At 46.9% G+C, this 14,992-nt stretch carries 15 protein-coding genes; 6 read left to right on the plus strand and 9 right to left on the minus strand.

Annotation, left to right across the window (positions count from 1 at the left end; genetic code table 11):
• Positions 1-269 precede the first annotated feature (269 nt).
• On the minus strand, positions 270-608 hold the full coding sequence (locus tag Q0991_RS06450; protein WP_299486554.1) for a DUF3082 domain-containing protein: 339 nt from the start codon (positions 606-608) through the stop codon (positions 270-272).
• A 697-nt stretch (positions 609-1,305) separates the two neighbouring features.
• Between Q0991_RS06450 and sds the strand changes: the two genes are divergently transcribed.
• From sds to bchI, 3 genes are all read left to right on the plus strand, one after another.
• Entirely contained in the window at positions 1,306-2,277 is a 972-nt protein-coding gene (gene sds, locus Q0991_RS06455) for a solanesyl diphosphate synthase (protein WP_299486556.1), read from the plus strand.
• A gap of 53 nt (positions 2,278-2,330) precedes the next feature.
• Positions 2,331-2,927, plus strand: coding sequence for a signal peptidase I (lepB, locus tag Q0991_RS06460; protein WP_299486558.1), 597 nt, complete (start codon positions 2,331-2,333; stop codon positions 2,925-2,927).
• A gap of 77 nt (positions 2,928-3,004) precedes the next feature.
• Positions 3,005-4,090, plus strand: coding sequence for a magnesium chelatase ATPase subunit I (gene bchI / locus Q0991_RS06465; protein WP_299486560.1), 1,086 nt, complete (start codon positions 3,005-3,007; stop codon positions 4,088-4,090).
• Between the two features lie 237 nt (positions 4,091-4,327).
• On the opposite strand, the gene Q0991_RS06470 is transcribed toward bchI, so the two are convergent.
• From Q0991_RS06470 to Q0991_RS06480, 3 genes are all read right to left on the minus strand, one after another.
• Positions 4,328-5,629, minus strand: coding sequence for a hypothetical protein (locus tag Q0991_RS06470; protein WP_299486562.1), 1,302 nt, complete (start codon positions 5,627-5,629; stop codon positions 4,328-4,330).
• 465 nt (positions 5,630-6,094) lie between these two features.
• Entirely contained in the window at positions 6,095-6,544 is a 450-nt protein-coding gene (locus Q0991_RS06475) for a thioesterase family protein (protein WP_299486563.1), read from the minus strand.
• A 44-nt stretch (positions 6,545-6,588) separates the two neighbouring features.
• Positions 6,589-6,891, minus strand: a complete 303-nt coding sequence (locus tag Q0991_RS06480) for a YkvA family protein (protein WP_299486565.1) — start codon at positions 6,889-6,891, stop codon at positions 6,589-6,591.
• A 291-nt stretch (positions 6,892-7,182) separates the two neighbouring features.
• On the opposite strand from Q0991_RS06480, the gene Q0991_RS06485 reads away from it, so the two are divergent.
• Together Q0991_RS06485 and Q0991_RS06490 are read left to right on the plus strand one after the other, a co-directional pair.
• A complete protein-coding gene (locus tag Q0991_RS06485; protein WP_299486567.1) occupies positions 7,183-7,851 on the plus strand; it encodes a MotA/TolQ/ExbB proton channel family protein in 669 nt (222 codons plus the stop codon).
• Positions 7,852-7,881: 30 nt separating this feature from the next.
• Positions 7,882-8,514 (plus strand): biopolymer transporter ExbD, encoded by a 633-nt coding sequence (locus Q0991_RS06490; RefSeq protein ID WP_299486569.1) that lies wholly within the window; start codon positions 7,882-7,884, stop codon positions 8,512-8,514.
• 6 nt (positions 8,515-8,520) lie between these two features.
• Here Q0991_RS06490 and Q0991_RS06495 read toward each other — a convergent pair whose 3' ends face one another.
• Positions 8,521-9,555, minus strand: coding sequence for a potassium channel protein (locus tag Q0991_RS06495; protein ID WP_299486570.1), 1,035 nt, complete (start codon positions 9,553-9,555; stop codon positions 8,521-8,523).
• A 335-nt stretch (positions 9,556-9,890) separates the two neighbouring features.
• Between Q0991_RS06495 and Q0991_RS06500 the strand changes: the two genes are divergently transcribed.
• A complete protein-coding gene (locus tag Q0991_RS06500; protein ID WP_299486572.1) occupies positions 9,891-10,313 on the plus strand; it encodes a phage holin family protein in 423 nt (140 codons plus the stop codon).
• A 67-nt stretch (positions 10,314-10,380) separates the two neighbouring features.
• Here the strand turns inward: Q0991_RS06500 and Q0991_RS06505 are convergent, their stop codons facing one another.
• From Q0991_RS06505 to Q0991_RS06520, 4 genes are read right to left on the minus strand one after another with little or no spacing between them, the layout of a single operon-like run.
• The gene (locus tag Q0991_RS06505; protein WP_299486574.1) at positions 10,381-12,099 is read right to left on the minus strand and encodes an NAD+ synthase; all 1,719 of its coding nucleotides are present in this window, start codon (positions 12,097-12,099) and stop codon (positions 10,381-10,383) included.
• Between the two features lie 9 nt (positions 12,100-12,108).
• Positions 12,109-12,873: an NUDIX domain-containing protein gene (locus Q0991_RS06510; RefSeq protein WP_299486576.1), complete on the minus strand. Its 765-nt coding sequence runs from the start codon at positions 12,871-12,873 to the stop codon at positions 12,109-12,111.
• Positions 12,801-13,433: a nicotinate-nucleotide adenylyltransferase gene (locus tag Q0991_RS06515; protein ID WP_299486578.1), complete on the minus strand. Its 633-nt coding sequence runs from the start codon at positions 13,431-13,433 to the stop codon at positions 12,801-12,803. Before Q0991_RS06515 ends, Q0991_RS06510 begins: the two co-directional genes overlap by 73 nt.
• Before the next feature lie 55 nt (positions 13,434-13,488).
• The gene (locus tag Q0991_RS06520) at positions 13,489-14,871 is read right to left on the minus strand and encodes a nicotinate phosphoribosyltransferase (RefSeq protein ID WP_299486579.1); all 1,383 of its coding nucleotides are present in this window, start codon (positions 14,869-14,871) and stop codon (positions 13,489-13,491) included.
• Positions 14,872-14,992 lie beyond the last annotated feature (121 nt).

The following is a 14,992-nucleotide window of genomic DNA, read 5'->3' on the forward strand; positions in this document are numbered from 1 at the left end:
GTCTGGTTTAGTGGTCATAACTACGATTTCCTTTATAAATCCTATCTCAACAGCAACTAACCCCAGGCACCAACCCGTATGAGAAGGGGTTTGCACAGAATAGAGCATTAAATTGCTCCCTTCTGATATTACTAGGCGTTTGTACCCTCTGGATAGCAAAACCTAGAGGAGATCCCAATCATATGGCTGTCCATACCAAGCTTGGGGATAGCGCAAATTTTGGTAGTAATTCCCATGCTACCAAGATTAGAGCGGTTAACTCAGGATTATTACTCAGATAAGTCCATCGATTCAGATTCAGAAGACGTTAAGGCCGATCTGAGATTCTGCCACAGGATCTGGATGGACAAAGCAGTTAATCCCAAGGCGGCGATACAAAAAATTCCAGTGGCTAAGGTGCTTAACCCTACGACTAAAGTTTTGAGAGCGATCGCAATTTTAAGGGCCGTTTGATTCTCCGAGGTGAACGGATGCTCAGCAAAAGATTGGGCAATCTTGGAAGAAAGCTTGGCCAGAGGGAAGGCCATCGTTCCTGCCAGGATAGCGCCAGTCATGGTTCGCCAAACGCTAGGAGAATTGGACTGTTTTGTGGATGGCGTGTCAGACATGGGCAAACTTCTCCAGCGGATGATGGCCTCGGAACAATTTCACTATATTGACGCACTCCCGCCTCTAAAGGGAGTGGGATTCAGCGCTACTGGCGTAGATTGCGGAGCTAAGCCCCGTCTGACATCTACTCGCACTCTAGACAACGCCCTGTGGAGTTGGATTACTCCAAACAACCAGAACTGGTTTTCTTCCTTTAGGTCCGACAGAGATTGAATCCCAGATGTTACCCCTGGCGATTCTGCTTCCCAGCTAAACTGCCAAGACTAGCTTCTTGCAGTACGTGCAGTCCTTTACCAAGAGGACTTCCCTCTAGAACCAGCAGAGGCCTGAGTGAATCGAAGAATATTATTACTTTATCGCTGAATTAGACTGACAGCACTTGATCGCACATTGGCGTTTTCCATTCCCTCTTGAAAGTGGTGGGCTTTCCAACTTCAAAATCTTTGTCAAAGCGCTTTCATGAAAGCGTTCACATCATGTCCTCAAAAATGCGTCTCCCACCTGTGGCCCTTTACAGGGAAGAACGGGACGCGAGAGTATCGGCAGATAATCAATGACCTGCTAGCGGCATCTCCGAAGCGATTTGAATTCCTGATGGGTGATGAACCCTCTAGCAAACGAAGAGAGTTACAATGTGATAAGCATATGTAAAATTTTGTAATCTCTATTTCATAACCGTCTGAGATAAACAAATCAATGACCTCAGTAACATCTCTTTTCGATCCAGTTGAAGCCGATTTAGCCATACTGGTAGATAACCTCAAGGATCTGGTACGTGCCCAACATCCAGTTCTTTACGCCGCGGCTGAACATCTGTTTCAAGCGGGTGGGAAGCGAATGCGTCCAGCCATTGTGCTCTTGCTTTCCAGAGCACTCCTCCCGGATCAAGATCTGAGTCCTCGGCATCGGCGGTTGGCCGAAATCACTGAGATGATCCACACGGCGAGTTTATTGCATGACGATGTGGTGGATGATTCAGGGGTGCGCCGAGGAGTGCCCACCGTCCATAGTCTATTTGGTAATCGGATTGCCATTCAGGCCGGTGATTTCCTGTTTGCCCAAGCCTCCTGGTACTTGGCCAATTTAGACAATCTTGAGGTGGTGAAACTGCTGTCTGAGGTGATTAAAGATTTTGCCGAAGGGGAAATTCAGCAGGGTATCAATTGCTTTGATACTGCTCTGACCCTAGAAGCCTACTTAGAGAAGTCTTATTATAAGACCGCTTCCTTAATGGCGAATAGTGCTAAGGCCGCAGGCGTCCTGAGCGGCACTTCTTTGCAAGCCAACCAAGACCTATATGCTTATGGTCGCTGTGTGGGCTTAGCCTTTCAAATTGTTGACGATATTTTGGACTTCACCGGTTCGACTAATGCCCTGGGTAAACCAGCCTGCTCAGATCTGCGTAGCGGTAATTTAACGGCACCCGTCCTATTTGCGATCGCAGAGAAGCCCTACCTTAAAGTGCTGATTGATCGGCATCTCGACCAGGAAGAAGATCTAGAAGAAGCGATTGCCCTGGTCAACGATAGTCAAGGAATTCCCAAATCCCGAGCCCTCGCTGAACAATTTGCCCACCAGGCGGTTCATCATCTCGATTTCCTCCCCGCCTCCGAGTCCCGACAAGCGCTGATTGATTTAACGGAATATATCCTCAAGCGACTCTACTGAGGAGTATTCTAGTGGTTTAGAAGATCGTCCATTTTACTAGAGAACTCCTACCTATGACCTCAGAGGATCGACCCACACCTGAGGCAACCCCTATTCCAGCGTGGCGCAAACTGTGGCAATCCCAGAAAGACAATATAGTAACCCTTGCGATCGCACTGATCCTTGCCCTATTGATTCGGGGATTGGTGGCCGAGTCTCGCTACATTCCCTCAGTCTCTATGGAGCCCACCCTGACGCCCGGTGATCGCATTGTGGTTGAAAAGCTTTCCTATCGACTCCGCCAGCCAGAAGTTGGCGATATTGTTGTCTTCCATACCCCTTTACCTTTGCAGGCTATTGGCTACGCGCCTGAACAAGCCTTTATCAAGCGAGTGATTGCCGTTGCGGGACAAACGATTGCGGTTCAGAATGGTCAAGTTTTTGTAGATAGCCAGCCGCTATCCGAGAGCTACATTGCCGAAGCTCCTCAGTATGAATTAGCTCCCGTTCAAGTACCTGAGGGCACTCTATTTGTCATGGGGGATAACCGCAACAATAGCAACGACTCCCATATTTGGGGATTTTTACCTCTCTCAAATTTAATCGGTCGGGCGAACCTGCGATTCTGGCCTCTGGAGCATCTTAACTGGCTTCGTAGTCCATTGCCTTGAACGGACTAGCGCTCTTGAGCGGCCTCCATATGGCACAATGGGAAGCACTGGATAAAAGCTATTGATCAGGTATTTCTGTGAGTTCTACTGCGACCAAAGCGCCTGCACGCGCTGTTTTTCCCTTTACAGCTATCGTCGGTCAAGAAGAAATGAAGCTGGCGTTGATTCTCAACACCATTGACCCCCGGATTGGCGGCGTGATGATTATGGGCGATCGCGGTACAGGCAAAACGACAACCATTCGGGCTTTGGCTAATTTGCTGCCAGAGATTAATGTCGTCGTCGATGATCCCTTCAACAGCGACCCCGAAGATCCAGAACTGATGAGTGACGAGGTGAAAGTCTTAACCACGAGTGGTCAAACCCCAGCCATAACCCAAATGCAAGTGCCAATGGTGGATTTGCCTTTAGGTGCAACAGAAGATCGGGTCTGTGGCACCATCGATATTGAAAAAGCCCTGGCAGAAGGAGTCAAGGCCTTTGAACCCGGCTTATTGGCAAAAGCCAATCGCGGTATTCTCTATGTGGATGAGGTGAATCTGCTGGATGATCACCTAGTGGACGTCTTGTTGGACTCAGCCGCCTCTGGTTGGAACACTGTGGAACGAGAGGGGATTTCCATCCGCCATCCCGCCCGCTTTGTGTTAGTTGGCTCCGGCAATCCAGAAGAAGGGGAGCTGCGCCCGCAGTTATTGGATCGGTTTGGCATGCATGCTGAAATTCATACCGTCAAAGATCCGACATTGCGCGTGCAAATTGTGGAAGAGCGAGCCCAATTTGATCAAGATCCCCACACGTATTTAGAAAATCACCAGGCGGATCAACAAGCCTTGCAAGAGCAGTTGGTCAATGCCCAGAATAATTTAGCCCATGTAAACATCGATCATGAGCTGCGGGTCAATATTTCCCAAGTCTGCTCTGAATTAGATGTGGATGGGCTGCGCGGTGACATTGTTAGTAATCGAGCAGCGAAAGCCATTGCGGCATTTGAAGGACGGACTGAAGTCACCGTCGAAGATATTCGCCGGGTCATCACCCTTTGTCTGCGCCACCGTTTGCGCAAAGATCCCCTGGAATCCATTGATTCTGGCTATAAAGTTAGCAAGGTCTTCCGTCAAGTTTTCGGTTTACCCGATGAAGAAGAAGCTGACATCGCAGCTTAAATAGGCGGTCAAGACTGATCAGACTTTTGTGTAAGCGGACTAGAATCCAAACATAATTGGAGACCGCACCATGGTTAGAAAAAAAAAAGTTCCCAAAACACATTTGATGTTTAGGCAAAGAATACAGGATTAGTTTTAGTTTTTGGTTGCCAGCCAACTCTTACGATAAGACATTGCCATTGGAGACGAACCTCTGAGGATGAGGCATTCAGCCTCTTTTAATTTCAATGGCAGCTATTAAAGAACTGAGACATAAGAGTAATCAAATTTCCCAAACTGACTACACCAAGCCAAATTAAGCTTCTCGAAGCAATGAACTAGCCATTGGACAGATGACTGTTTCTGAGACTCATAGTGGTTGAAGAGAATTGCAAACCGTTTTTCGAGGTAGGGCTTAATCTTTTTGCAGACCAAAACCACTTTTAAGACGAGGCTAACCGTGGAGGTTGAGCCTACATTATTGATCAGATCCATAAAGATCCAATGCTTTGGTTTATGACGACTTTCAATGACCAAAAAATTGAGGATCTGCTGGCATGTTCGAACCATTAAGAAGTCATTCATTTCCCGATTATTACTCTCTGGGAACATATCTCGCAGACACTGATGCAGTTGGTTGTTAAAGCGACATTGACCAAACTTACTATCTATTGAAGAGACAAGATATTCATAGAAATCATTCTTGAACCGTTTATAGGTCGGCACCATTGATTGCTGTTGCATGACAAACTGCTTAGCCAGATCCAGATGGGTATTGCGGGCATCTACCTTACCCACAAAATGCTTTAGCGAGCTGCGAAGTTCTGAGTCACTCAGTAATGTAGGGTTATGAACAGGCTGAATAATTTGGCCATTGTCCATATTGGGTTGGCCAACGGTTTGAATCACCGATCCAGATTTCTTGGTATTTCGCTTCAACAGATCGGTCATATAAAGCGATAAATCCAGCTCAAACTTTTGTTGAGCTTGGGTTTGAGCATGATGGATCACCTGTTGATGCTCTTGTGAATCCCCTTGGGACACTAAACAGTGTTTGTACAGATAAGGATATCGCTGCAGCAAGGTCACCAGCGGTTGTTGCCCAGACGTCAATGCACTGGGATTGATAAAATCTGCAAAACGCCGCAGTCGCTGGAAATGAGTACTTTTCGCAAAATGTTTGACAAGTAATCTTAAGCGAGTTTTGGTTTGAGTCCGACCTAAACTCGCAGGCATACTGCTAGCCTGCCCTAATAGTTCAATTAAACTCGATATCGCGTATCTACAATCAAATTGAATTTGCCAACTATTCACCAGAATGTAGCAACAGCGATTTAAGAATAAGGAAAAGTCTTCTTGCTTGGTGGTGGACTTGACGATTCCATTAATCGCTTGCTGAATTGCAACATCTGGATAGCTAGAGGTTCCCAGGAACAGGGATTGAAATCGATGTAACACCTCTTGGGGAGATTCAGTGCGTACGCTAGCCAAAAGATGATCGTACACTCTTTGCTCATTGGAAACAGGGCGAGATGAGTGATGTGGAAATTGAGTATACACTTGATTTCTCAGTAAAGGATGAGGCTTACAGTTAAGGAATCAGGGCAACACAGACGAGTGACTTGAATAACTGCTTCCTAATTCAAGGTGCTCCCAGACCTACTGAATTACGTTGCGTGTGGTTAGTATGCCCAAACTTGTATTCAAATTAAAAAATATCTTATAAATTCAGGTGTGTTTTTGATCACACCTGAATGTGATCGAAGTCACAACACTGATTCACTAATTAAGCATTGGATCAAGCCAAAAAAATCACCTTATTTGCTAACCAGAATAAATTAAACATAAAAGCGGCATCTTATACGCAAAAAAGCACTTTTATCTCTGATCTTATACAGAAGTTATACATCAGCCAATGATAATGAACTGCATACGGAGTCGTGACATTTGAGGTGTTATCGAAAATTTTTTTTTCAAATTTCCTGAAAAGTATTCTTAAATTATTTATTTACACAGAAATAAAAATTAAACCTTTTTGCCATCAAAAATTTGTTCAATGGCATTTTTAAATTCTTGGGGTGGGGTACGAAGTACACGGCCACTTTTTGAATGAAGAGGCACGAGGGTGACCTTGCCTAAAAGGCTCGGCTTACTGTTATTGCCACAATACACATCCTGATCCCAGCACAGCTTGATTTTTTCAATCGCCCTAATTCTAGACTTCACAACAACTTCCTTTCCCATCTGAATGGGCTGTCGGTATCGAAGTGATAAGTCAACAACAGGTAAGTTGCATCCCATATCGACCAAGTCCGAATATTCCAACCCTACCGAACGGAACACCTCAATACGAGCAGCTTCCATCCACTCCAAACAAGACCCATGCCAGGCAATTCCAGCATAATCCGTATGGCGAGGTTGAACACGGGCAAAATATTCAAACCATGGACTGGGTGGTGTTGGGTAACCAGGCATTTAGGAATTCAGTGAGATTTGTAGCCAATCTCCCAAAGGATACATCAGTCTTGAAGGGGAACTGCATCAACATCAACCGTTGTTTGTCCCTCTGGTCCCGCAGTTTCTGCCCTCGTCGTTGCCTGACGCTGTCGATATTCTTCGATGAATACTTGAAACAGCTCAGAGATAAACAGCGTTAACACAGCTAAATCATCAATTTGCCCGACAATAGGGAAGAATTCTGGTGATATATCAAGCGGACTGAGAAGATATGCCAGTGTACCCGCAATCATCCATCCCCTGTACTTAGGGTTACGAAGACTATTGCGATACCAGTGATAGAGAGCTTTGATAGAAAATTTCATTGATGTGGGACTCCTTTACCTCTCTATCTTGACAAAAATCTTGTGACCGATCTGGTATGGATTTGCGTTAATTGAACGTTTCACCGTCAAATAGGGCTAATCTGGAGAACTATCCAAATTTTACTGATGCTTATTTATCGATTAATAGCAAAAGCCCACAATTGATTAACATCTAGATTTATTCCAAAAATGAATAAGACGTTCTATACCTTATACTTCAGGATGAGATAGAAACGGACATAAAACGTTGTATACCGTTTTCACATCGTCAGATTGGGCAAAGGAAACGTCGTGAATATTATTGAGCTATTTGAGAAGGGGGGGCCAACAATATGGCCACTACTCGGGCTTTCTGTACTAGCAATTGGTACCGTTTTTGAACGGCTGTGGTTTTGGAGTAATCTTCTCAAAGGTGAACGAAAAACGGCTAAGCAAATTATCGATGCTGCTCGCCGTGATTGGGACGAAGCCACTCATCTAGCTCGTCAATCTAGCAACCAACCCATTGGGCGATTTTTGTTTACCCCATTGCGGTTAGCCAATCAGGAACCTGAAATTTTCCGATTAGCGCTAGAGGCCTCTGCTGATGAAGAACTGACGGCAATGCGAAAGGGTAGCAAAGTTCTAGAAGCCGTGATTGCTTTGTCCCCTTTGCTGGGGCTGTTCGGAACGATACAAGGTCTCCAAAAGTCCTTAGGAGCATTAGATATTGAGGACTTAGGTAAAATTACCCTAGGACTTGACAATGCTTTAACGAGTACGTGGGTGGGATTGCTGGTGGCGATTGTTTCCTTGACCTTTTATCGGCTGTTTCAAGGGTTGGTCTTTAATCAGGCTCGTATTTTCCGGCGCACTGGGAATGAGCTTGAGCTGGTCTATCGTCAGTTTTGGTTGCAGTCCATTGGAACCCGACCGGCGCTTCCCCCTCAAAAGGATTCTCCTGAATCCCAAGAAATTTGACCTGCCCGCTAATCGCCAGTTTGTACCCCTATGAAAACATTTTTAGAAAATGAAGAAGCCGATATTCAGGTTGAGCTGATTCCGCTACTGGATGTGGTTTTTTGCCTATTGGCAGTATTTATTTTGGGGACTGTAGGACTAAGTCGACCTGAAGGCATCAATCTCAATCTACCCCTTGAGCCACCGGAAGCAGAAACAGGAGCACCCCAATTTATCAGTAAATTTAGGGTTCAGGTTGGCATTCTTGGGGAGCTATCGGTCAATGACCAGCTTGTCAACCAAACTCAGTTAAAGCAATTGGTGAGTCGTTATTTGCAAACTAATCCCCAAGGGGTCGTCATTGTGAAGGCCGATAGGAGTGCGACCTATGATCAAGTGATTACGGTATTGGATATGCTACGGTCAGTCGGTGGAGAACGAGTGGCCCTAGAAACGGCAAAAAGTGAGCCGGTTACTCCCCCTGGGCAAGTCCCTGGCCCAAATCCCGGTCAAGAACCCGACGTTTTACCGGTCCCTTCTGTCGAAGACCCCGGCGCTGGCACATTTCCCTCTCCACCCAATCAACCTGCTTTGCCAAACCAGCCTATTTCGCCCTTGCCTAGGCAACCTGCGCCATTACCACCCGGGGTACCGGGCTCTCAACCGACTCCAAATACTCCGTAGGGGATTCTATTGATTTGGAGACAGTGCTTGGTTAAGGGCTGAAAGTTGCTGCGTGGTCCCCATACAAATAAGGAGATCTTGGCTACAAAAGGGAGTTTGGGCAGATGGGGCTCCAATAAGTTCGCCGTTGGCCCGACGGATAGCGAGAATAGAGGCACCTGTTTGAGATCGCACCCCTGCAGCCCCTAGAGTTTGACCAATAAAGGGGCAACTCTCCCGATCAATCAACAATTCTTCGATATAAAAGTCGGGCTCACTTCCCGTTAGTGCAACATCCATAAAATTAACGACTTGAGGTCGTAAGGCTGCAGCGACCATCCGTTTGCCGACGGTTATATATGGGGATACTACAGCATCTGCCCCCACTTGCTGCATTTTCTCTAACGCTTCTTCGCTATTGGCCCGGACAATCGCTCGAATCCCGCTGTTTAAGGTTTTGGCAGACAGCACTGCATAAAGATTATCCGCATCGGAAGCAAGGGTGGTCACTAATCCTCTGGCCCGGACAATGCCCGCTTGGAGTAAGGTTTGATCCTGAGTTGCCCCCCCTTGCACACACATATATCCATAGTTTTGAGCCAATCCAATTAACTCTGAATCTTGGTCAACCACGACAAAAGGAATATCTTCTGTGGCCAGTTCCTGAGCAATTTGCTGTCCTGTGCGTCCAAATCCACACAAGATAAAGTGTTCGGATAGCTCATCTAACAGGCGTCTCTGCTGTTGTAGACGCACACCATCCCGGAAATACCCTTGAATAACCGCCTCCGTAAAGCGGTTGGCAATATAACCAAGCCAGCTGACCCCAACAATAATCAAAACGATTGTAAATAGTCGACCGCGATCGCTGAGGGGATTCACTTCCATAAACCCCACGGTAGAGAGGGTGATCACCGTCATGTACAGAGAATCAGCCAAGGGCCATCGCTCGACCAACCAGTACCACAGGGTTCCTAGAAGAATGACGCCACCAAACGCTGCAATTCCTAAAAACAACTCCCGCTGAATTTGCTGATATTTTTTCTCCAAGATTGAATACACCGCAATTGCCCGTCGACAGTGATAAATCGAGCATCGTAGGACAAAGATGCCCGCATCTAAATAGTAGGTCTAGATTGATAGGTTGTTTCTTGACAATAGTTCAGATGAATTTGTCATACGTTAACCTCAACGCTTAAAAAATGACTTAGTATCACTCTTCTTTATAAAAAAATCTAAATATTCCAGGGATCTGTAGCAAATAGTACGGTAAAAATATTAGAAATCTGATTTTGAATGAAAGCCACTCGCAAATTATGCAATCAGCTGGGGGACAACTAGTATATTTGGCTATTGATTACTAGTTATGAACACAGACTTCTGAGGAGAAAAAATCTATGATTACTTTGAGCCTGGGCTCAGCGATAACGGGAGCAGTCATCAAATTCATCGCTACAGTCCTATGTTTTCTATTAATGACCAAACTACCCATATTTGGCGTAGAAATCGATTCCACGGGTAAAGCCGTATTTTCAGCTCTAGTCTTTGGCATTCTGAATGGTGTTGCCAGACCGATTAAAGAGATTTTAAAGTTTGGGCCAGGTTTTACCGATGTCTTGATTGCCTACCCCATTATTTTTGTCTTAAACATCTTCATTTTTGCGCTTGCAGCTGCCCTTGTCCCTGGTTTTAAGCTCAGAAATAAAATTCTAGATCCGATTTTAGGCTCTATCTTTATCACGATCGTATACGCAGTCATTGATCGTTTATTGCACGCTGGATCACCTGCAAACGCCTTTCTTGAGGGGCTAATTACTTAAATTCTCCTTTATAAAGCATTGGAGAGACAGTACCAAAACATCTTGAAATGTTTGATCCAGACAATTTCTATGTTTCTGCACCTTCGAGATGCCTATTTTCTGGACGCATTGTTAATCTGGCCGCAATCGGCATGCGCCAGCCTGAGCCAAAAGCGCGATCGGTAATTTTGAGCCCTGGCGGTGCCTGGCGACGTTTGAACTCTGCCTGTTTGACCATCTGAATAATTCGGTCCACAATCGCGGCAGGATGCCCTGCCGCGATGATTTGTTGGCTGGACTGATGATTATCGACATAGCGATAGAGAATATCATCCAAAACCTCATAAGGTGGCAAGGAGTCCTGATCCACCTGTCCCGGTTTGAGTTCAGCACTGGGGGGCTTAGTGAGGACGGATGCGGGGATAATGATTTTCTGCGCTCCCAGCTCTGGCGGTGTGTGAGTATTGAGCCATTGGCATAGTTCATACACCCGGGTTTTAGGGACATCGGCAATGGCCGCTAAGCCCCCGTTCATATCGCCATAGAGGGTGCAGTAGCCGACCGCCATTTCCGATTTGTTGCCTGTAGATATCAGCAAACGGCCAAACTTATTGGCAATAGCCATCAGTAAATTGCCCCGGATGCGGGCTTGAATATTCTCTTCTGCTACACCAGGTTCTGTGCCTGCAAAAACGGGGCCTAAAATTTGGTCGTAGGTCTGCATCGCTGTTGCGATCGCGAGCTGAGTCGTCGGCATTCCCAGGTTATCAGCCAAATTCTCAGCATCTTGAATCGAATGGTCAGAACTATAGGGCGATGGCATCAAGACGCCCAACACATTGTCGGGGCCGAGGGCAGCGGCAGCAATGGCGGCTACTAGCGATGAATCAATCCCGCCACTGAGTCCCAGAACCGCTTGGCTAAACCCACATTTTTGAGCATAATCCCGAATGCCCAAGACTAAGGCTGACCAAATTTCAGCATTGCTATCGGATAGAGCAGGCTCTATTCGACTGGGCAGTAAATCATGGGCGTTATAGGTGAGGAACAATAAATCTGGGGCGAAGCCATGTGCCCGACCGACCACCTCTCCCTGGCGATTAACGGCCAGACTACGGCCATCAAAAATCAGGTCATCATTGCCCCCCACCTGGTTCCCATAAATCAGGGGACAGTGATACTGCTGAGCATGATGTCGCAACATCGCTTCTCGCAATTCTTGTTTACCGACGCAGAATGGGGAGGCCGATAGGTTGATGATCAGATCCACGTTGTAGCTCATGAGCTCAGCAACCGGATCAACCGCATAGGCTCGTTCCCCCCAAAAATCTGAGTTGTTCCATAGATCCTCACAAATGGTGACCCCAATTTTCCCTTCTTTCAGGTCCAGCACATTGGGTTGATGGCCCGGTTCAAAATAGCGATCTTCATCGAAGACATCGTAGGTGGGCAGCAAATGCTTGTGAAAACACTGCTGAATCTTGCCATTATGCAAGTGGACGATACTGTTGAACAAGGGCTTACCCCCCTGAGCCCTGTTCCCCTGATTGTGTTGTGTCGTTCCTACCAGTACGTGGAGTTTGACGGGTAGGCGAGTGGCAAGTTGTTCTAATACTGTTTGGGCCGCATCCACAAAGCTCGGGTCTAGCAACAAATCTCTGGGGGGATAGCCGCAAAGGGAGAGCTCTGGAGTCAAAAGTAGGGTTGCCTCCTGTTGATCGGCTTCGGTTGCAGCCGCTTCAATCGCTGCAGCATTCCCCACCAAATCGCCAATGATCGGATTCAATTGTGCGATCGCAATTTTCATATCTCATACCTACACAAACACTAGGGGTTTATCTCGAAAAGGGGCAAACGCTTCCACATCAAAACGGTACAAACTCGCAGGCCGTCCCGCACCCCGACAGACTTTCTCTCCCGTATCGGCCAAAAAACCTAATTTCAACAGTCGCGATCGGAAATTTGAGTAATCCGTAAAGTGCTCTCCCAAAACAGTGCTATAGAACTGATAGAGATCGGCAAGGGTAAAACGGTCGGGTAAGACATCAAAAGCTACAGGACTATACTCGAGCTTGTTGCACAACCGCCGCTGACCATAGTTGAGAATATCTCGGTGATCAAAGGCGAGATTGGGTAACATTTCTAGCGGATGCCAATCAATTTCACAGCCTTCATCCACAATCAACAAAGCATCCTCATACCGCACCAGCGCAAAATAGCTGACAGATAAGTAACGAACCCCAAAATGGTCAGGAGCCTCGCGGGGATCACGATGGGGCCCCCCAAAACTATAGAGCTGCTCCAAATACAGGTTTTCAACCCGTAACTTTTCCGCCAAAACTCGATAGGCCGCGGCTTCCAAAGATTCCCCTTCCCGCACCAAGGTTCCTGGTAAGGCCCAATCTCCCGTATAGGGATCACTATGGCGTTTGACTAGAAGGGCGAGTAAGCGATTCTGCGCCGTATCAACAGAAAAAATGACATTGTCTACGCCTACTTTGAATTCTGCTAGAGCTGGGTTGGGGTGGTCAAAAGTAGAGGTGGTTGAGGCGCGTCGAGAGGAGGCTTGGGCTCGTTCCATGAGTACAGATGATGGTGTTGAATATAAGCGGCAATGGCAGGTGGGACATCATTGATATCCCCTGTATGTCGATAGTGGCTAGAGGAAACCGGAGGGCCCTGAAAACTGGCGATAGAAAACCTTGCCCCTAGCCGTTCTATCTCTTCTAGATCAGAGGGTTGAAGTTGAACATCAGGTCGTCCCAACAACAATAACTTCACCTGTTGAAATAGAGTTTCAACCCCATACCAATGAGACAGTGTGGGCACCACATCTGAACCCACCACCAGGATGAACTCCGCTTGAGGCCAGATTTGCTGTGCATGCTGAACCGTCATCAGGGTCTTGGCGTAACTCAGCTCTGTATGCAGACCCACCTGCTTAAATCGTTGTTGCGAATCTTGCACCAAGAGGGCCAACATCTGTTGGCGTTCGGCCAAGGCGGACTGGTGGTGTTTAAAGGGATTATCGGATGTCCAAACGGCAACATAGTCGTACAGCCCTGCGAGCCATTCAATGATGGATTGATGCCCCACCGTCGGTGGATCAGCACTGGTTCCAAAAAGGGCAATATGTTTCATGTTTGATCAAGTCGTAAAAACTGAGAGATAAAGATATTGCGAAACAAAGAAACTATCAGCGCTTCTGAGCGGTTCGACGCGTTGCTGACGTCAAAGCCTCTAATTCAGTCGATAACTGCACGGTCATGGGTGAAGGATCATCCACTTGACGAACGGTCGTCGGTAAACTGTGTACGGCGGCCAGTGTTCGTTGAGCAATGTCCGCCAAGGACTCTGGTACCACTAATCTTTGTCCTGCCTTCATGACCGGTTGGAGCAGCGGCTGCCCCATCGCAGATGCATCATCCATGAGTCCAAGACAATCTTTTACCACCTGTCCTTGCTTTGATTGGCGAAAAATTTGCTTGCGTCCTGGATAAGTTAACTTACCGTTGGCTTCCTTCATCACGGGGTTGCCATCAATTTCCACCAGCTTATAAACACCGTTGACTGGGGTACCGGTGACCAGTTTGGTCCCAACACCATATCCATGGATGAGAGCACTAGCTTGTCGGAGTCGCTGAATCTCAAGTTCATCCAAATCTCCACTCACCAGTATTTGGGTGTCTGGCAGCAGTTGGTGAATTTCCTGCGATAACTCCACCAAATCACCGGAATCTAGTCGGACAGCAGGGACTTCCAGCTCACCAGCCTTAACCTGATGGGCTAAGGTTTGAGCCGCTGCGATCGTGTCATAGGTATCAATCAATAGAGCCGCCTTCGGAAACATTCGGTGAAAAGCAGTAAAGGCTTGTAACTCTGTTCCCTGAGTGGCCGTCATGGCCATTACCAAGGCATGGGCCATTGTGCCACTGGGTTGTCTGCCCAGCTTTTGGGCGGCCAACACATTTGAAGTGGCATCTAACCCTGCCGCCAACGCCGCGCGAGCCGCCCAAACTGAAGCTTGAGGGCCAAAAGCACGCCGGGTCCCAAACTCTAGCACCGTCGCATCTGGTCCGGCCATATCCCTTAAGCGGGCAGCCCGGGTTGCGATCAAAGTTTGGTAGTTAATTGCGTTTAAGAGAAAGGTTTCTATCCACTGGGCTTGCCAGAAAGGAGCTTCAATTCTCAAGAAAGGCTCATTCGCAAAAACCGCTGTTCCTTCAGGGACTGCCCATACATCTCCTGTGAAACGACCTTGAGCTAACATCTCCCAAAAATGGGCAGGAGCCGCGGTCAATAAGTCAGTTTGCTTGAGGTATTCAATTTGTTCCCCAGAGAATCGTAAGTTTTGCAAGTAATCCAAAACCTGAGCTAAACCCATTGCGATTAAATAGCCATAGCCTGAGGGCATTCGTCGCACTGTTAATTCAAAACTGGCGGGTCTCTCCGCAAGTTTCTCATTGACATAGCAAGCAGACATAGTCACTTGATATAGATCCGTGAGCAAACTATAGTCTGAGGCAGAGAAACTGAGACTTAAATCGCTCTTCTCAGCAGGCGGAACCAGTCCGAGCATGGTTGGACTCCTAAAAACTTGAAAAAACCCAAACTAGGCAAGCAAAAAAAGACGAATTGGAATGACTTTTCTTTGCCAAATAGGACGCGTATTTTAATTATAGTAATTTTTACCATAACTG

The sequence above is a fragment of the Acaryochloris sp. IP29b_bin.137 genome (assembly GCF_028285745.1).
In the GTDB taxonomy this organism is placed as follows: Bacteria; Cyanobacteriota; Cyanobacteriia; order Thermosynechococcales; family Thermosynechococcaceae; genus Acaryochloris.